At 65.1% G+C, this 18,206-nt stretch carries 18 protein-coding genes; 14 read left to right on the plus strand and 4 right to left on the minus strand.

The window, feature by feature from the left end:
• Nucleotides 1-20: 20 nt before the first annotated feature.
• On the plus strand, nt 21-653 hold the full coding sequence (locus ABZ803_RS30580) for a TetR/AcrR family transcriptional regulator (protein WP_040869442.1): 633 nt from the start codon (nt 21-23) through the stop codon (nt 651-653).
• A gap of 40 nt (nt 654-693) precedes the next feature.
• On the opposite strand, the gene ABZ803_RS30585 is transcribed toward ABZ803_RS30580, so the two are convergent.
• Nucleotides 694-1,137 (minus strand): MarR family transcriptional regulator, encoded by a 444-nt coding sequence (locus ABZ803_RS30585; RefSeq protein ID WP_357044614.1) that lies wholly within the window; start codon nt 1,135-1,137, stop codon nt 694-696.
• Nucleotides 1,138-1,191: 54 nt separating this feature from the next.
• Here ABZ803_RS30585 and ABZ803_RS30590 point away from each other — a divergent pair, with 54 nt between their 5' ends.
• From ABZ803_RS30590 to ABZ803_RS30615, 6 genes are all read left to right on the plus strand, one after another.
• On the plus strand, nt 1,192-2,217 hold the full coding sequence (locus tag ABZ803_RS30590; RefSeq protein ID WP_357044616.1) for a hypothetical protein: 1,026 nt from the start codon (nt 1,192-1,194) through the stop codon (nt 2,215-2,217).
• Nucleotides 2,218-2,398: 181 nt separating this feature from the next.
• Nucleotides 2,399-4,477: an NERD domain-containing protein gene (locus ABZ803_RS30595; RefSeq protein WP_357044618.1), complete on the plus strand. Its 2,079-nt coding sequence runs from the start codon at nt 2,399-2,401 to the stop codon at nt 4,475-4,477.
• A 499-nt stretch (nt 4,478-4,976) separates the two neighbouring features.
• Nucleotides 4,977-5,297 carry a WXG100 family type VII secretion target gene (locus tag ABZ803_RS30600; protein ID WP_357044620.1) on the plus strand — a complete coding sequence of 107 codons (321 nt, stop codon included), beginning with the start codon at nt 4,977-4,979 and terminating at the stop codon, nt 5,295-5,297.
• A 13-nt stretch (nt 5,298-5,310) separates the two neighbouring features.
• A complete protein-coding gene (locus ABZ803_RS30605) occupies nt 5,311-5,625 on the plus strand; it encodes a WXG100 family type VII secretion target (protein WP_357044622.1) in 315 nt (104 codons plus the stop codon).
• Nucleotides 5,622-7,100, plus strand: coding sequence for a hypothetical protein (locus tag ABZ803_RS30610; protein ID WP_357044624.1), 1,479 nt, complete (start codon nt 5,622-5,624; stop codon nt 7,098-7,100). Before ABZ803_RS30605 ends, ABZ803_RS30610 begins: the two co-directional genes overlap by 4 nt.
• Nucleotides 7,101-7,111: 11 nt before the next feature.
• The gene (locus ABZ803_RS30615) at nt 7,112-7,447 is read left to right on the plus strand and encodes a hypothetical protein (RefSeq protein ID WP_357044626.1); all 336 of its coding nucleotides are present in this window, start codon (nt 7,112-7,114) and stop codon (nt 7,445-7,447) included.
• Between the two features lie 141 nt (nt 7,448-7,588).
• On the opposite strand, the gene ABZ803_RS30620 is transcribed toward ABZ803_RS30615, so the two are convergent.
• The gene (locus tag ABZ803_RS30620; protein ID WP_357044628.1) at nt 7,589-8,563 is read right to left on the minus strand and encodes an ADP-ribosylglycohydrolase family protein; all 975 of its coding nucleotides are present in this window, start codon (nt 8,561-8,563) and stop codon (nt 7,589-7,591) included.
• Between the two features lie 220 nt (nt 8,564-8,783).
• Nucleotides 8,784-8,951, minus strand: a complete 168-nt coding sequence (locus ABZ803_RS30625) for a hypothetical protein (RefSeq protein WP_357044630.1) — start codon at nt 8,949-8,951, stop codon at nt 8,784-8,786.
• Between the two features lie 374 nt (nt 8,952-9,325).
• Between ABZ803_RS30625 and ABZ803_RS30630 the strand changes: the two genes are divergently transcribed.
• From ABZ803_RS30630 to ABZ803_RS30650, 5 genes are all read left to right on the plus strand, one after another.
• Complete coding sequence (locus ABZ803_RS30630) at nt 9,326-10,231, plus strand: aromatic prenyltransferase (protein ID WP_357044631.1); 906 nt, start codon at nt 9,326-9,328, stop codon at nt 10,229-10,231.
• 345 nt (nt 10,232-10,576) lie between these two features.
• A complete protein-coding gene (locus ABZ803_RS30635; protein ID WP_357044633.1) occupies nt 10,577-10,915 on the plus strand; it encodes a WXG100 family type VII secretion target in 339 nt (112 codons plus the stop codon).
• Nucleotides 10,912-11,211 carry a WXG100 family type VII secretion target gene (locus tag ABZ803_RS30640; RefSeq protein WP_040869416.1) on the plus strand — a complete coding sequence of 100 codons (300 nt, stop codon included), beginning with the start codon at nt 10,912-10,914 and terminating at the stop codon, nt 11,209-11,211. The genes ABZ803_RS30635 and ABZ803_RS30640 overlap by 4 nt, the downstream gene beginning before the upstream one ends.
• Nucleotides 11,212-11,216: 5 nt before the next feature.
• Nucleotides 11,217-12,596, plus strand: coding sequence for a hypothetical protein (locus ABZ803_RS30645; protein WP_357044636.1), 1,380 nt, complete (start codon nt 11,217-11,219; stop codon nt 12,594-12,596).
• Nucleotides 12,597-12,908 (plus strand): hypothetical protein, encoded by a 312-nt coding sequence (locus tag ABZ803_RS30650; protein WP_357044638.1) that lies wholly within the window; start codon nt 12,597-12,599, stop codon nt 12,906-12,908.
• Here ABZ803_RS30650 and ABZ803_RS30655 read toward each other — a convergent pair.
• Nucleotides 12,895-13,386: a hypothetical protein gene (locus ABZ803_RS30655; protein ID WP_357044640.1), complete on the minus strand. Its 492-nt coding sequence runs from the start codon at nt 13,384-13,386 to the stop codon at nt 12,895-12,897. The two genes, ABZ803_RS30650 and ABZ803_RS30655, sit on opposite strands and share 14 nt — an antisense overlap.
• Before the next feature lie 1,203 nt (nt 13,387-14,589).
• Here ABZ803_RS30655 and ABZ803_RS30660 point away from each other — a divergent pair.
• Together ABZ803_RS30660 and ABZ803_RS30665 are read left to right on the plus strand one after the other, a co-directional pair.
• The gene (locus ABZ803_RS30660; protein ID WP_357044642.1) at nt 14,590-17,277 is read left to right on the plus strand and encodes an ATP-binding cassette domain-containing protein; all 2,688 of its coding nucleotides are present in this window, start codon (nt 14,590-14,592) and stop codon (nt 17,275-17,277) included.
• On the plus strand, nt 17,274-18,143 hold the full coding sequence (locus ABZ803_RS30665) for an ABC transporter ATP-binding protein (protein WP_357044644.1): 870 nt from the start codon (nt 17,274-17,276) through the stop codon (nt 18,141-18,143). The genes ABZ803_RS30660 and ABZ803_RS30665 overlap by 4 nt, the downstream gene beginning before the upstream one ends.
• Nucleotides 18,144-18,206 lie beyond the last annotated feature (63 nt).

Consider the following 18,206-nt stretch of genomic DNA (forward strand, 5'->3'; position numbering starts at 1 on the left):
CTGTTCAGTAGGATGTGCCGGTGACCAGAACTCAGTCGGACGCCCCCAAGCGCACGCGGCTCAGTCCCGACGAGCGCCGCGAGCAGCTGATCACCCTGGGCGCCAAGATGCTCGGCGAGCGCTCCATCGACGACATCTCCGTCAGCGAGATCGCCGCCCAGGCCGGCATCTCCCGAGGCCTGCTGTTCCATTACTTCCCGACCAAGCAGGATTTCCAGTTGGCGATCGTGCGACACGCCAACGCCGAACTGATCGAGCGCGTAATCCCGGACCGCTCACTCGGTCTGTTCGAGATGCTGCGCGACTCCATCGAGCGCTACATCGAGTACGTCACCGAGAACCGCACGTCCTACCTCGCGCTGTTGCGCGGGCCGACCAGCGTCAGCCCCGAGCTGGCCCCGCTGGTCGATCAGACCCGCGACGCCATCATCGGCATCATCCTGGCCGAGACGCCGGTTCCGGTCGCCGAGTCCGACCATCCCCGGCTCATGCTCGCCATGCGCGGGTGGATCGCGTTCGTGGAGGAATCCACGCTCACCTGGCTGCGCTCCGAACCCATCTCCCGCGAACAGCTCGTCGACCTGCTGGTCGAATCGTTGATCGCCATAGCGTTCTCGGTGGATCCGGCTCTTGCTTCGGCGCTGCGAGGGTGAGGAGCTCTCGAGCGCGTCTGCCGCGCCGGTGGTGTGACGATCAGTCGTCCGCCGCGTTGTAGCGGACCAGGTATCCGGCGAGTTGGGCGAGGTCCTCGTCGTCCCAGTCGCGGAACCGTTCGGCGAACGCCTCCCGGCGGCGCTGTTCGGCCTCCCGTGCGATCCGCTGCCCGGCGGGGGTGGCGCGCAGGATGTGGTTGCGGCGGTTGGCCGGATCGACCTCCCGGGTGAGATAACCGAGCCGTTCCAGCGCCGCCACCTGTCGGCTCACCGTGGATTTGTCCAGCAGGAAGTGTCCGGCCAGTTCTGTGGCCAGGCAGCCGTCACGCTCGATGACCAGGTCCAGAATGCTCGACGCCACCAGCGGCAGTTCCGGATGCAGCTCGGCGGCCCTGCCGCGGGCCCGGCGGGCGAATGCGGTGAGTTCGCGCTGGATCGTTCGGATCGCGGTCGAGCGAGTGGGGGATGCCGGAGTCTGCCGCATGGTTGTATAGTACAACTGCGATAGTTGTATTTACCAACCTTTGGGAGTCTTCGCATGCAGCAACTTCGGCATGTCGCCGCGCATCTGCTCACCCCGCTGCTGATGTGCCTCGGCATGGCACTGGCGTATCTGGGCGCGTTCCACCAGCCCGAGCCGAATCACATGAAGGTGGCCATCGTCGGTGATACGCCGCAGGTCAAGGTGCTGGCGCAGACGCTGAAGGACCGCGCTGGAGACGCACTCGAGGTTGTCACCCTGCCCGGCCGCGACGAGGCGGTAGGACAGTTGCGCGAGCGGACGCTGGCCGGTGCCTATGTGCCGGAATCGCACGAAGCGCTGGTCGCGAAGGCCGGTTCGGACACCACCGCGATGGCAGCCGAGGCTGTCTTCGGCCGCATCGCCGCCCAGCAAGGGGTGCCGGTCGAGGTTACCGATATCGCTGCGCCGGGTACCGGCGATCCGACCGCGCAGGGCCTGTTCTTCCTGCTGGTGGCATTGAGCATCGGCTCCTACGGCAGCGTCGCGGCGATCGGCGCGGCCGGGGCGGGACTGAGCATGGGCCTGCGCGCACTGCTGGGCCTGGTCACATCGCTGGCGGTGAGCGTTATCGGCCTCGGTGTCGCCGGGCCGGTATTCCATGTGGTCGATCACGACTACGCCGCCGTCTGGGCGATGTCGTGGCTCTATTCAGCAGGGATTCTCGCGGTGGGCATCGGGTTGCACACCTTCTTACGGCGCTGGACCACGCTGACGATGATGGTGCTTTTCGTGATGCTCAACTTCACGACATCGGGCGGCGTGTACGGACCGTGGCTGCAGAACGATTTCTTCGGCGCGCTGCATTCGTTCTGGAACGGAGCGGGTTTCGTCGAGGGCGCGCGCACCCTGCTGTACTTCGACGGCGGTGCGGGGTTCGGCAACCGGGTGTTGAGCCTGGTGCTGTGGCTGGTGGCCGGCGCGGGACTGGTCCTGGTGGCGGGCGGGTACGAGCGCAGGCTCCGCACGCCGGCCCGCACGGAGGCGGTGCCCGTCACCGAACGCGCGGCCGAGGAAGAGATCGAAGAGGCGGTCGGGGTCTGAACGTGCGCCGCCCGAGTAGATCGGCGGACGGTCCACGAGTGTGGTGCTGCCCACACGCCGCACTCCGCATGCCCTTGTGCTGCCAATACCGCGCTGTTCCAGTGCCTTTCGATTTTGTGTCGGAAAACCCGGCGCATACCGTTGGGTGGTCGATGGTGTGGGACGGCGATGGAGGCCGCCGATGTTGGTCATCAATGAACGAACGACGGCGCCGCGATCCGAACAGCGCGTGCTCGACTGGATGCGGAGTTGGACCGGCCAGTACGTCATTGTGGGACTCGCGATCTCGGGGTGTTACCTACCCGACCGGGAGCGCAGAGACGAAACGCAAGAAGCCGATCTGGTGGTGATCACCCCCAGGGCCGCCGTGGTCGTCGAGGTCAAGGGCACCGTCCCGGAGGCGACGAGCGGTGTCCTGTCGGTGCAGGCCAACGGCCGCTGGCGGTTGTCCGGCTACGCGGGCGACCCGATCCACGTGCGCGACCACGACAGCAGCCCGTTCGACCAGGTGACCAACAACGTCTTCAACTTGAAGGCGCTGGTGCGCAAGCACAACGCCGACGCCTTCGTCGACGGACTGATCGTCGTGGTGCCGCCCAAGGATTCGAACCTCACGCTGAACATCGAGTCACGCAGGCGTGGTTGCGCGGTGGTGCTGGGAGCCGGGCAGGCCGACCTGCGCGGGTGGTTCCACCGCACCGCGAGCCGCAAGCTCATCTGGACCGCCGAACGAACGCACGCCCTGCTCACCGACTTGAACCTGGGCGACCAGGTCACCGTCGACGACTTGGCGGCGGACGGTTTCCCGCCGGAGCAGAAGTTGCGGGCCGGGACGCTGGCGGCGCTGGAGAGCGTCACGCGGAAGACTCCTGAACTCGAGGACAGGACGCCTACGGATGGGTCCGACGCCGACGAGTCGGCGGGTTCGGATGAACTCGAGGACAGGATGCCTGTCGATGGGGCCCACGCCGACGCGTCGGTGGGTTCGGACGCACTACCGGTGGATACCGTGTCCGAGCCGCCGGACGCCGATCCGGATGCAGCGCGGCTCAGCGCATCGACGCGAGTCGTCGAAGGCCGTGACGTCACAGACGATGGTGACCATCAGCTCTCGGAAGCAGATCAGTCGACTGCATCGCTGTCTACGCCCGAGCAGACCGACGCCCGTGAACCCGGTATCGGAGAGCCCGAGGGTTCGGAGTCCGAGCACGGGAGGCGGTCCGATACCGAAAGCGCACCGCAGGGTGACAGGTCGTCGACGGCTCGGCAGCCGCTCGAGCACACGGCTGTTCCGGACAGCAGCCAGGACGTACAGGCGTCCGAGTCACATCCCCCGCAGGCGCCCATCGCCGCGGCGGTGCAGATGCAACCTACCGAGGAAGATCCGTTCGCGCCGGAATTCCTCGCGCCGGAGCCTCCATCTATGCCCGAGCCGTTGAATACGACAGCTCATTCGTACGCTCGCGACGAAGAGCGCCAGTCGGCCTTCTCTCTCGCGGACGCGCGGCCGTTCGCACCTGGCGTGCCAGAAGATAACCAACCGGAGCAGCCGCGCTTCGAAGGCCGACTCGCGGCGAGGCCCACAGGGGCAGAAGCGGCGAGGCCCGCACGGGAAGAAGTCGCCGAGCCGTATTCCTATGCGACGGAACGCGTCGCCGCCGGACACGTGGCGTCGATACGCCCCGCCGCAACTGAGTCCCCCGCGCCGGAACGAACTGAACCAGAACCCCCGCCCGCCGAAGAGGATGTCGATCCGGCTGCACGAACAGCCCCCGCACCGTCGTCGTTCACGGACAGTTGGTCGTCGTGGATCGAGCTCGATCCCGACCGGCCGCTGCGCCCGCGCCCGCCGCAGGCACCTCAACCGAGCCGGCCTACAGCGTGGTCCACACCCACCCCCGAGCCACAGCCACTGCGCCGCCCCGCGCCGACCGCTGTGCTCGAGCGTCCACGGATCACGGTTCGCGACCAGATAACCGCGCTGTCCGCGCGCATCCCCGGCCGCACCTCCGAGAAACCGAAGCCACGCAGCCACCGCTCACAACAGATCGCCGCAGTGGCACTGATCCTGCTCGTCATCGGCATGATCTGGCTACTGGCGGCCTCCTGCTCGACGCCCACGGGCGGCGCCGTGCAACCGACACAAGCACCTGTGCCGACAACCGAGGCAGAGGCAGTCCCCCCACCGCCGAGCTCCACCGAAACCCCAGGCCGCATGAATCTTTTGCCGTTGTGCACTCCGCGCACACCCAAGTGCTGAACATATGGCCGGGTATGCGTTCGATCCCAGCCGGACACCAGAGCGGGCGCATGGATGTCGACGGGCCGACCGAGTCATGATGGATGAGTATCCGCTGTACCCGATGGCTCACTGGGTTCCGCAAGCGCCCGCGCCTTCTCCATGCGCCGGACGGATCGGTCGAATCGGACCCGTCTTCCCTCACCGGCAGTGACATGCGATCGGTTCCGACAGTTCTGTTGGTTTCGCATCGTGTAACTGGCGATGCCGCCATGCTCGCGAGCGCTACTGCGTCGTGAACGCGCGGTCGGCGGAAGAATCCGTCCACTCAGGCGCCCGGTACCGATTGGGGAGCAGGGTTTCCTAACTGCGCGAGCATGTCCATGTTGCGCCTCGGCCCTTGATGGAACCGGATGAACGTTAGGTTCGTCCTATTGATCGGTCTGATCTCCCGCGGGCGAGTGGTGAGGCGACTCGGTGCAGTTCGATTCGAGATGGCGAGACGAAGGAGAGGCGCGGTATGACAACGGATGGGGCGATGCCGTTCGCGGTGGTGCCGGAGCATGTTTCGGACGCGGGCCGGTACGTCTACGACACGGCGCAAACGTTGATCAGTGGCGTGCGGTCGACCGACGTGGAAGTGGAAGCTCTGCTGGCCACCTGGCGCGGCCCCGCATCGGATGCGTACGCGGCGGGCTGGAGTGAGGTCCGGCAGGGTGTGGTGGACGTGCTGGAAGCGTTGTCGGAGATGGCAGAGGCGCTCGGGGTGGTGAGCACCCGGCTCGACGCGGTCGATCAGGCACGCGCCGAGAGCTTCTCGCTTGATCTGCCCGCATGCTGAGAAGAAGGACACTGTGGAGTACAAGGTGAGTTTGGGGCAGTTGGATGCGACCACGGTGCGGATCGACGCATTGCGGGGATTCCTGGACGAAAGCTTGATCGAGATCGACGAGCGGATCGCGACGGTTCAGCAGACCTGGAACGGAGCCTCGGCCGCCGCTTACGCCGACGCGCACACCGACTGGATCGCCGGAGCGCGGAAGGCGGCCCGCGGCATCGAGAAGATGAGGGCCGCTGCGCAGGCCGCGCACGACGCCTACAGCGCGACCGTGACCGCGAATCTGTCGGTGCTGGGGCGCTCTGGGCAGGACGGAGGTCCGGCACAGTGACCGTGATCGATGTCGATACCGAGGTTTACACCGACTCCGGGCGTGCGCTGATCTCCGCCGCCGATGCCTGGTTCCGGGCGGTGGACGCGAAATGGACCACCCTGTCCGGCTGCGGGCAGATGTGTGGGTCATATTCGGAGGCGGTGTCCTGGGCGCAGTCCTACGACACTCGCGCGGACGAGCTGATCAGAGGCGCACGGCAGATCGCCGAGGCCGCCGACAACTACGGCCGCATCCTGATCGAACTCGGGCACAATCACGCGATCGGCGACTATTTCGCCACGATGGGTGCCGGTGGGCAGCCGCCTGCCGCGCCGACGACGCCGCCACCAGCGATGTTCGTGTGCAAAGTACCGCTTCCGTCGGCGGGTGGGCCGGGGCAAGGGCTGGTCGACGGCACCATCGGCTTGGTGGAGAAGGTCGGCATCGTCATCCCGGACGGTGACGCCACCAAGCTGAAAACAGCCTCGGATGCGTGGGCGCAGTTGGCGGCGGCTCCGGAGGTCACGGGGTTCGTCGCGGAGCTGGAGCGCATCGCGGGCATGTTCGCGCCGATCACCGCCCCTGAGCTCGATCATGTGGACGAAGACCTGCGGGCGTTGCGCGCGGCGGCATCGGATGTGGTCACCGGATTCGGCGAAATATCGGCGTCGACCACCGAGCACCGTGACGCGCTGGGGGAAATGCGGGACAAGATCGCAGGTTTCCTGGACCAGTTGGCCAAGGACATCGCCCTTGAAATCGCGATCAGCGCCACCATCACGATCGCTGCGTCGCTGGTGACCTTCGGCGCTGCTGCCGCAGGCGGCGCCGCGATCGGCGCGGCTCGGGTCGCGCATATCGTGTCGCGTTACGCGCCGAAGATCCGGCTGTTGGTCGATGCGTTCAAATTGCGCGGGCTCGGGCGCGGATTCTCCGCAGTGCCCGACTTCACCAGACACCGCCAGGAGATGCAGCGACTGCTGGATCTGGGCGCCAAAAACAGGGCGCGTGCCAAGCCTACGAGTTGGGTGAGTGACCTCACCGCGCGGGATCGCCACGTGCTCGAACTCGGCCCGGCCGACAGCCGAAGCACCAATCTCACCGAGCTGCTGCGGCGTGGCGATCCCCTCACCCCAGAGCAGCAACGACACGTCGATGACCTGAATTCGGCGCTGTCCAAGCTGCCCGCGCACGAGGGCCCGGTGTTGCGGCATACCAACCTGACGCCCGAACAGCTCGCTCGCTATGAGCCGGGCAAACCGACAACTGAACTGGGGTTCACGTCGGCATCCAACAAGCCGAGCGGCGTCAATGACGTTTTCGTGCAGAACGCCGAGGTCGAGATGCAGATCATCAGCAAGAACGGGCGAGTCTACGGTGACTACGGAACTCCCGACGAGGTGCTGTTTCCTTCGAACACAGAGTTCTTTGTACACAACAAGTTTCGCGATCCCGCCACAGGCAGGATCATCATCCAGATGTCGGAAGTCTAGGAGTGAAATCCATGCCGAAAAAATTCGGAGGCAAACTCTTCTTCAGCACCGCCGAAGCCGCAGCGAGGAGGCCCAGCGACGAGGAAATCGAACGCACCCGCCGACAGCTCGAGGCGTTCAACACCGAACTTCGAGCGGCGGGCCCATCCAGCGAAGGGCATGTGGGTGGGCTCGGCGGACGGTTCTCCGACGACCTCTCAGGAACCGAGTTCCAGGGCTGGACCTTAGAAGCCGGCACGTGGCGCGACGCGAACGGCGAAGTCGTCTACACGCGGGGCTCGGATGGTGGATGGTACGACGCTGCCGGGAGCTTGGTGTTCGATGCACTCGGCAATCGGCCGCGATGACAGCACCAGCAGCGGAAAGTTCGAGTCACCAGATAGCGCGGAGGCTGCCCAGCCCGGCAATCCGCTGAGTCATCTGCCCGGAGCCGTCGAGACGGCGGCAGTGGCAACTCGATGAGGATTGCGGCAGCGCCACTGGCGTGCTCACGATGCGCCGGAGAGCCATTGTCGAACGCGGCCGGACGCAGATCTCTTGCGGCGTCGTGCTCGAAGGGTCGGGTTGAACCAGCCGGGCAACGGTTCTCGCGCGGCAAGCCAGGTCTGCGGCACCCCGATCGGAGCGGGGCGGCTTCCGACGCCGGTATAGGCGGCGACGATCCCGCCCACGATGGCGCTCGTGGTGTCGATATCTCCGTCCGCCGCAATACATGTGGTGATCGCGACCGGGTAGTTGTCCAAATGCGTTGCCGCAACCCACATTGTGAACGGCACCGTGTTCTGTGCGGTGACCAGGGATCCGTTGCCGAGTTCCGCTGCGGCCTCCTTCGCCGAGGCTCCGAGCAGGGTGCGAGCACGGCGAATCAGTCGGCTGGTCTCACCGTCGTCGAGGCAGTCGAGGAGGGCGGTAAGGAATCCCTCCGGCGTCGGCCGACTCCCGATTAGGCGAGCACGAGCGGCCTGACCGGCTGCGAGGGCGACCGCGACCGCGCCGAGGACGCCTTCGGAATGCAGATGTGTCACCTGCGCCGACCGTGCCGCCTCGGCGGCGATTCTTTCCGGATCGTCGGCGAAGAAGGCGCCCAGCGGGGCGACGCGCATGGCCGCACCGTTGCCGCAGGACCCCTGGTGATCGAACGCGGCCCCGGCCGCCTCCCGCCAGTGCGTGCCGTTGCGGATTCGACGCAGGGTGTCGACCGCGAGGAAGCCGTATTCACGGCGTGGGTCGAATCGTTGCGCGAAGGCGGCGGCAAGCCGGTCCTGGTCGATTCGACCGTGACTGGAAAGGTGGGCGACCACGGTGCATGCCATTTCGGTGTCGTCGGTCCACCCCCACTGTCGGGCGGGGAGGTCGCCCGCCCGAAGATCCGGAATCGACCGGCCCATGATGGGGAATTCCGCGCCCAGCGCATCCCCCACGGACAGTCCATCGAGTGAATCGAGCATCAAGTCAACGTGCATCGCGTCAGATGGTAGCCATACCGCATGGGCGGAGCGACGATTGCGGCGGTTGGGTTGATCGTACCCGTGGTTTCTCCTCTCGCTGCCTGTTGCGGTCCGTATCCATCGAACGGACGACCGTGCCGCCGGAATCGACTCGCCGCGAGTCATGCATTCCGCTCCTCGGCGAGGAGTTCACTAAGCGCTTCCGCCAGGAAGCGCGGGTGACCGCACGCATCCGTCACCACGGGGTGCCGCAGGTATTCGACGCGGCGCTCGACGCCTCGTTCAGGCGCTCTATCTCGTGATCGAACTCATCGACGGGATTACGCTGCGCGACTGCGCCGTCGATCCCGCTCTCGGCGATGCACCTGCGCACCGCGATCGAATCGGCTTCTGGACAAGCCATCCATCTCACCTCGGCGTTCCAGTTCGCCGGGGACGTGACAGAGAGGTGTGCCGGCGGCCGGTTATGTGATCGTTTCGAAGTCGAGGCAGCGAAGAGTCGGCTTCCATGAGTCCGAGGCTTCGGATTTCGGATCGCTGCGAGGTCAGCGGCAGCGGGTCACCGGCGTCCTGTAGCGAGTGCCGCGGTGTCTCTTGCCATGCGCATCCCCAGACGATCACTGCACCGCGGCCGCCTCGACCGATAGCCAACGCCTACACTGCGGCGTAGAGTGCTGCCTGCGTTCCCATTCGACTCCCGAACACGACTTACGTTCTGGGTGAACGAGATTGGCGGTATCGCGCTGTCGCTCGTAGCACCGATCGCTGGAAGGACGCGTGTTCACCACTACCGAATCCGAGCTGGACGATCTCTATGCGGCCATCGAGAAATCCGCGCGGCTGTTGAATGTGCCCTGCACTCGAGAAGCTGTCCGGCCCACTTTGACCGCATACGGCGCGATGCTCACACGGTCGGTGATCTCTCTCAGAGTAGTCACCGACGCCCGCCGCTCGGGAGACCTCGACTACCGCTTCTTGACGCTGCCGAGCGACATCGACCCTTACGACATCGCCCTTTCCAACGAACTCATCTCCGAGACCGATCATCCGGTCGGCGCTCTGCTGGACCAGGTCCGGGAACGGTGCCCCATCCACAGCTACGGGATCGATATCGGTGTAGTCGGCGGCTTCAAGAAAATCTGGCCGTTCTTTCCTGCCGATGGCATGCAGAAGGTATCGGAGCTCGCCGAACTACCGTCCATGCCGCCCAGTCTCGCCGACCATGCCCGCATGTTCGCACGCCACGGCCTGGAGGACAAAGTCGGCTTGCTCGGCATCGACTACCACGACAAGACGATGAACGTGTACTTCCCCGGCCTGTCGGCCGACTACTTCGAACCCCACGCCATCGTGTCGCTGCACCGGGATGCCGGACTCCCGGACCCGAGCGATGACTTTCTCTCACTCACCGAGAAAGCATTCGATATCTACGCCACCATCGGCTGGGAATCGCCCCGGATCGAGCGCCTCTGTTTTCCGGTGATAACACCGGACCCGACCACGCTTCCGGTTCGGATCGATCCACGCTTCGAGCAACTCGTCGACGAAGTTCCGATCAGCACGACCGACCGTCGATTCACCTACGCCGCCACCTCGTCGCCCGGCGGGGAGTCCTATAAGTTCAGTTGGTTCTACCAATGGCAGCCCAGGATATTGGACAGGATGAAGACGTCCGATTCATAGGACTGTCGATAGGGCGTTCCGTCGTCTTCGGATGACTTGTCCGCGGAGCGTCACCTTGTCCGCGTCGCAAGCGGATTGGCTCCATATCCCGAGTAGCGACTACTCGCGCTGCTCGAGCCAGCGAGTGCGATGGCCATATCAATGGCGGCCGCCGCGTCAGCTGTTGACAGTTGCCGGGGGCGTGCCCAGAGCGTGGGTTGAACCGGTTCGCCTGGCAGCGGCCTGGTGCCAGGTCGCTCTGCGCTTCGACGCTGTCGAGGGAGGCGAAGTTGAGCGCCACAACCGACCAAGATCTCCTACCTCGCTCTACCGGTACCCAAGCGCGTATCGGTTAGGATTCGCGTCATGAGTGATGGGGGGACACCAGCCTCTGGCCGGAACCTCGCGGTGGTGCCCGAGAAGGTGCGCGAGGTCGGCAAGTACGTCTACGAGTTGGCGGAGGCGCTGCAGGCGGCGTTGGACTCCACCGCGACGGACGTCGCTTCGCTGACCGATGGCGGCTGGACCGGGGACGCGGCCAACGAATTCTCCGAGGGCTGGACCGAGGTCCGCGATGGCGGCGCCAGAATCATGACCGCCCTGACTGGTATGGCGGAAAAGCTCGGCGTCACCGCGGAAAGCTATCAAGCACGCGATGAAAGCAACGCTGCGTCTCTGAGCACTTCGAGTTTGGATCTGCCATGAACTCTCGGTTTTCGGTCGACCTGGACCATCTCGATGAGATCGTGGTCCGTCTGTCGGGTCTGGCCGGATTCATCGGCGAGCATCTCGATGAGATCGATAACCGGGTCGCGACCCTGGCCGGTACTGAGTGGGAAGGGGTTGCGGCCCAGGCGTATGCCGATGCCCACACTCAATGGATCGCCGGGGCAAGGGAATTCGTCGAAGGTGTGAAGGACGTCAGCGACGCAGCGAAGGCGGCCCATGCGCGCTACACCACCGCCCACGACACGAACTACAAGATGTTCTCCCAGGGATAACACACATGGGTGTACTGGTTATCGACTGGCAGACCTACTACGACGCAGGCAAGAAATGCCACGCCCTGGCAACCGACCTCCGTGCCGCCGACAAACCGGTCCACGACGCGGTCAAGGGTGAATGCGCGGGCATGGCCGGGAACACCGCGGGCTGCGAACAATGGGGGAGCACCTACGACCGCGTCGCCCGGGAAACGATGCAGACCTGCACGAACCTGGCCGACGCCCTGACCAACTTCGGCAACATGCTCTACGCCGCCGGGTACAACTGGGCACTGTCCAACAACTCCAACCCGATGCCCGACCGGCCCACCGTGACGGCGATGTCGGAGTACAAGGTGACCATCCCGACTTCGGTCGGCAACAACGGTGACGGTGTCACCGAGGGAAAGGGCAGTGTCCCCGGCTTCTACGACGCTCTGGTCGGGAAGGTTCAGGAAGAGTTCGGAAGCAAGCTGCCCAACGGCAACAAAGACAAGCTCGCCAAGGCCGCATCGACCTGGAAGACATTCGCCGAACATAGGACCATCACCGATGCCGCATCCCGGATAACCGAGATCAGCAACCTTTTCAGCGACATCCAGGACAAAAAAGGCCTCGACCCCATCCTCGGTCACCTCACCACCCTTAGCGGCGGCGCCACCCAGCTTGCCTCCGCGTCCCTCAACCTCGCCACACCTGTCGCGGAATACAGCACCGCCACCTCCGAAACCCGCGACAAATTCCGGGACGCGGTCACCAACGCTTTGATAGCAGCCGGAACCACTGTCGTCATCGGCGTCGCCGCGTCCTGGATCACCGCCGCACTCAGCGATGTCGCCGCCGGTGTCGGCGTCGTAGCGATCGCGGGCAACACCGCCAGAGTGCTCAAAAGCACCTACGATGCCAGCAAACTCATCAAAATAATCGGCACTGCCTCCGCGGTGGCGGGTGCCGCAGCCTTCACCGTCACTGCGTTCGACAAAGTCCCCAGCCTCACCGATATCGCGCTCAAACTTGCTGCCATCATCGCCATGAAGGCTTACATCGATGATGAGGATAAATTCGAGAACTTGCCGCTGGCTCCGGGCAACCCGGCTCCGGGTATGACTGATGAAGTTGAAAAGTACATCCTCGGCAAGCATGTCAAAGGCGCTCCCAACTATAATCCTTCGAAGGGGACCTGGCCCGACACGATTACCGGCGAGGAACTCGACGAGCTGGCCGAAGCGGCCGAGAACTCACCGGCACGAGGACCCAACCACGACGGCAACTTCGAACGCGAGGTCGACGCCGGTGAAGTCATCGGCAGCGTGTCGGAGCAGTTGGGCGGTCACGCCACCAGCCGATACAAGATCATTACCGACCGATTCGGCGGCATTATCACCATGTATCCGATCCCGTAGATGCCAGGAGTTGAATTGGGAATCGACATAATTATTCAAAATCGAATCCACGAGCGGATCGAACTGGTATATGGTGACGCGGAAGATACGCTGGTCAGGTATCGAGAGAATGCTCCGGAAGGTTCGCTACTTCGGGGTCTTCACGCGCACGCGGACACAATGTTCAACACAACCCAGCTGACCATGCTCCTGGACGAACTGGCAAATCTGTCGCCGAACAACGACAAAGAAGCAGAGATGCTCGCCATATTGCGCGATGCTGCCGAAACCGCTATTCGTAGGAATGGGTATCTATGGTTCAGTGGAGACTGAATTCGTGCACGTGTACGCCACTGCTGTAGTCGGTTCTGCGCGCAGCGCGCCGCGGCAATTTACGCACCAAACCGTCCTTAGTGAAAACGAGAATGCTGCCACGCTCGGTGAAGATGGGTTCCATCTCGACCGGAGCGCCGACGAACGCCTCGACTTTCGCCCGGGTGTCGGCGGTGACGACGTAGACCCGGTCCCAATCGCCGCCGGTGAGATCGCGGAGCAGCGCTGAGCCGTGAGTACGAAAGAGTTCGTCCTTCTTCGCCTCCAGATCGGTGTCCTCGGCAAGGCGCGGACCGGACGGCGGGGGCTCCGCGAACTCGAGATAGCGCGGGTAGCCGGGCGCCCGAAGTTCGACGTCGGCGGTGTAGATCCCCGAAACCAGTGGCACTTCGACCCATGCCGACCGCTGGACGCTGTTCCCTTTCACGAAGACCAGCACAGAGGCTCCCTGCTTCGAGAAGGTGTCCTCCATCTCCACCGGTGCGCCGACTTCGCGTTCCACCTGCTCTCGCCCCAGGTATTCCTGCTGGTAGACGTAGACGCGGCCCCAGCTTCCGCCGGCAAGGTCGCGTAGCGGCGCGGAGCCGCCCTTCCGCCACAGGTCGTTCGACTGCGCGGACAGCGTCTTGTCTGGCTCGAGTGCGGTTCGAACGGGCTACCGCCCACATACGCCAAAAGTCCGACCACCGCCAACAACGGCACCGCGACGAGAAGAACGCCCCGCAGCACCCTGCGAAGCCACTTTCCCTTAGTAGGTTCCGTTCTTGGGCTCACCGCGCGTCACCTCCGGGTCGTGACCATCTCGCGCCGGGGGCTCTTTGTCGGTAATCCCCGTGTCGCCGAATGGCACCTGGTTGCTGTACTTCAGTTGACCGTCGGGTCCGACGACAACCAACTGACCGCTTTCTACCGCGTTCTTCGTCGCGGCGTGCGACCGCGATGCGGTTGTTGGCCGAATCCGGCTGCCGGATCGCCGGTCCAAGAACCGGTGAGCAGCGAATTCACGTCCCCGGCAGCGGAACCCAGTGCGGACTGGGGCGCCGCCGACAAGCTCGGACCCGGTCCCGGGTTCCCCCGTCGCTCATACGCTGAAGGATCCCGGGGGTCTCGAGGGTGTCCACCGCCGACTTCCCCGTGTGGAGCCGGTCTCAGGAAACGTGAACCGGGCCGAATGCAGGAGAGAGCGCTCGAGTCAGGGATGACTCAGTCCGCTGGAACGCTTCGGCGATGATCTCCGCCTTTCCGCCGCGTGGACCTCGCTGGACCCGAGGGGGCCGGCATGGCGCGGCGGAAGATACGGCACGCAATTGGGCGCTCGGAAGATAGCTGAATTCGGCGGCTGGACCCGTCGACCTCGCCTTCCGGCTTACGTTTTGGGGCCGTCGAATTCGGTTGCGAGGCAGAAGCTAGGGGATTGCCTGGCGTGGCGTGGGGCAACGATCAACACTGACTGGCACGCGTTCAACCCAGTGCGTGGATCTGTTCATCGAACCCCGGAGACGGCATGAACAAGTCGATCGTCCAGTTGCTCATCGATAGAGCCATTTATACCAGAGAGCGCTGACACCCTTTTCGTGCGGGGGTGGTCGCTCGATCAGCAGCCGACCCGGTCGGGCAAGACTGCGCCGACGCCTCCCCACGGTCTGGCAGTGTCGGTGACCAGCGAAAAGTGGAGTACATCGTGGCAGATCTCTTGCCGTTCGTGATCGCGGGAATCGTATCCGGCTCGGTTTATGGGCTAGCCGCGGTGGGTCTGGTGCTCACCTACAAGACGTCGGGAGTGTTCAATTTCGCCCACGGTGCCATGGCTACGGTGTCGGCTTACGGGTTCTACACCTTGCATGTCATCAATGGGTTTGCGTGGCAGCTCGCCGCGGCCATCTGTGTTCTCTGTCTGGGTCCGGCCATGGGCTTGGCGCTGGAATTGCTGGCCCGCGTTGTCGACCAGGCGACAGTGGAACTGCGGATCGCCGCGACCATCGGCATTCTGCTGTTGGTCCAGGCGGGCGTGACTCTGTATTACGGGCAGACGACGACGCGCATCGTTCCGGCCTTCCTGCCGCAGGGTGGATTCGCCGCCTTCGGTGTGCAGGTGCAGTGGTCGGATGTCACCACGTTCGGGGTCGCGGTACTGGCGACCGGCGCGCTCTCGGCCGCGCTGCGCTTGACCCGGCGTGGTGTCGCGATGCGCGCGGTCGTCGGTAACGCGCCGTTGCTGGATCTGGCTGGGACCAGCCCGGTGCGCACTCGGCGATGGGCCTGGTGTATCGGCACCGGTCTGGCGTCGCTGTCCGGGGTGCTGTTCGCGCCGTTGATTCCGCTCGATCCTATGCAGCTGACGTTGCTGGTCGTCCAGGCGTTCGGAGCGGCGGCCATCGGCCGGTTCACGAGCCTGCCATGGAGCTTCGGCGGTGGACTGCTCATCGGGGTGTTCGCCGCCCTGGCTACCCGCTACTTCACCACCGGGTTGGCTGCGGGAGTTCCCGCCGCATTGCCGTTCCTGGCGTTGTTCCTCGTGCTGCTCGTCATGCCGCGTCGCTTCCTGCTGGACCGGGATCGGGTGACCCGGCGTATCCGTTCCGGCTGGACTGCTCCGCCGGCGCTGCAATCCGTTGGTGGTTTCGTGGTGGTGGTCGTGCTGGCGCTGGTTCCGTCGTTCGCGGGCATTCACCTGACGGATTGGACTGTGGCGCTGGCGATGACGCTCGTCTTTCTCTCGCTCGGCCTGTTGGTTCGCACGTCCGGTCAAGTCTCGCTGTGTCACGTGGCTTTCACCGCGATCGGCGCCTGCGCGTTCTCGCACTTCGCGGTCGATTGGCGGTGGCCGTGGCCGCTCGCTCTCCTCGCCTGTGGTCTGGTGGTCGTGCCGATCGGTGCGGTGTTGTCGATTCCGGCCATTCGGCTCAGCGGCCTGTATCTGGCGCTGGCGACCTTCGGATTCGGCGTCGTGCTCCAGATGATGTTCTACAGCCGGCCCTATATGTTCGGCACCAGCGGTCTCGGCCTGCCGATGCCGCGCCCCAGCGTATTCGGACTGGACTCCGACCCGTCCTTCTACCGGCTCGTGCTGGTACTGGCCACGGCCGGCACGCTGATAGTGGTGGCGTTGGACAAGAGCAGGCTCGGACGATTGCTCCGGGGTCTGGCCGAATCGCCGACCGCGCTGCGGACCAACGGTGTCTCCATCGAGGTCACTCGCGTTCTCGTCTTCTGCGTGTCGGCGTTCCTCGCGGCGTTGGGCGGCGCACTCGCAGGAATGGCCCAGACCACTGCCTCGGCGACCAACTACCAGTCGCTACTGTCGGTCACCTATTTCGCCGTCATTGTCATCATGGTGGGCCGGGAGCCGTGGTATTCGCTGCTGGCCGCGGTCGCGCTCATCCTGGTGCCGTCCTACGTCCCCGTCGCAGGTATGTCGCTGTGGCTCCAGGTCCTGTTCGGCATCCTGGTGGTGCTCCGTGCCGCCACCGCGAGCCGCCTGAAGGTTCCCGGACCGATCCGGTCCCGGCTGGACAGCGCGTTTCGCCGCAAGCGGTCGCCGGCGGTTGTCGCGGTGGAGCCACCCACGAGGCAGCCCTCAGCGCTGCTGGAGGTGCGGGATCTTTCAGTCCGTTTCGGCGGCGTGGTGGCCGTCGACGGCGTCTCGTTCGAGGCGCGTACCGGGCGGATCACCGGACTCATCGGCCCGAACGGTGCGGGCAAGACGACGACGTTCGATGCCTGCACCGGTCTCGTCCAGGCCAACGCCGGCGAGGTGCGACTGCAGGACCGGGTGATCAGCCGCGTCTCGACGTCCCGCCGGGCGCGGCTCGGCATCGGGCGAACTTTTCAGCGGACGGAGCTGTTCGATTCCCTTACCGTGGCCGAAAACGTCGCGATGGGAGCCGAAGGGCCACTCGCCGGAGCGAATCCGCTCGCCCAACTGTTCGCGGCCCACGGACATGCCGGGAGGGTGCGCGCCGCCGCGGCTTCCGCTATGGCGTTGTGCGGAATCGAATCCATCAAGGATTCTCGCGTCGGCGCGCTGTCCACCGGGCAGCGAAGACTGGTCGAACTCGCGCGATGTCTTGCCGGGCCGTACCGGATCCTGTTGCTCGACGAGCCGAGCGCGGGTCTGGATCGCGCGGAGACCGCGCGCTTCGGGCAGATTCTCCGGCATGTCGTCGCCGAACGCGGCGTCGGAATCGTCCTGGTAGAGCACGACATGTCGCTGGTGCTCGAGATCTGCGAGGAGATCTTCGTACTCGACTTCGGCCGCCTGATATTCCGGGGCTCGCCCGCGCGGGTCCGGGCTTCGGAGGTGGTGCAGCACGCCTATCTCGGCGTACCGATCACGGACGAGAACCGGCCGAAGGAACCCGTAGCATGACCGGCCGGAGCAAGGGGGCCGAAGCTCAGGGCCCTGGGTCGTGCGCAAAGGGACGCAGCACGACCGGCACCGAGTTCGCACTCGAATTGCGCTCGATCACCGCGGGCTACGGCACGACGACGGTGCTGCACGACGTCGACCTAGCCGTTTCACCTCGCTCGGTCGTGGCGTTGCTCGGACCGAACGGCGCCGGAAAGTCGACGCTGCTCAGGGTGGCCTCCGGGCTTCTGCGAGCGCGATCGGGAACCGTGTCGATCGGCGGAGCAGATCTGACCCACGCTCGCCCGGCACGCCGCGCCCGTGCGGGTTTGTGCCTGATCCCGGAGGGACGAGGTGTGTTCGCGGACTTGACGGTCCGGGAGAACCTACGCCTGCTGACACCGCCGTGGCGCCGAGTCAGCACCGATGACGTGCTCGATGTCTTCCCCCCGCTGCGAGCGAAGCTGGATCAGCGGGCAGGTTCGCTGTCCGGCGGGCAGCAACAGATGCTGGCACTGGGGCGCGCCTGGCTGGCCGATCCGGCGGTTGTCCTGCTCGACGAGGTCTCGATGGGCCTGGCTCCGCTGGTCGTGGACGAGATCTTCGCGGCCCTCGGCGAATTGCGTACCACGGGCGCGGCGATTGTGCTGGTCGAGCAGTACGTCGATCACGCGCTCGCGATGGCCGATCACGTGGTGTTGCTCAGCCGCGGCACCGTCGCGTTCGCCGGACCCGCCACGAGGATCGGCCGAGATGTCGTGCTGCGGAACTACCTCGGCGTCGACGGGGGACACACAGACTTGCCGGCATCGCCGGCGGGACACCCATCCGGAACCGCGGCCGGGCCCATGGGCGTAGCGAATACTCGGTATCCAGGAGTGCAGTAATGAGGAAGAGAAGGTTTCTGTGGTGCGTGGCGCCGATACTGGCGGCAGCGCTCGCGCTCACAT

Origin of the sequence: Nocardia sp. NPDC047648, from assembly GCF_040642815.1 — a bacterium.
In the GTDB taxonomy this organism is placed as follows: domain Bacteria; phylum Actinomycetota; class Actinomycetes; order Mycobacteriales; family Mycobacteriaceae; genus Nocardia; species Nocardia gamkensis.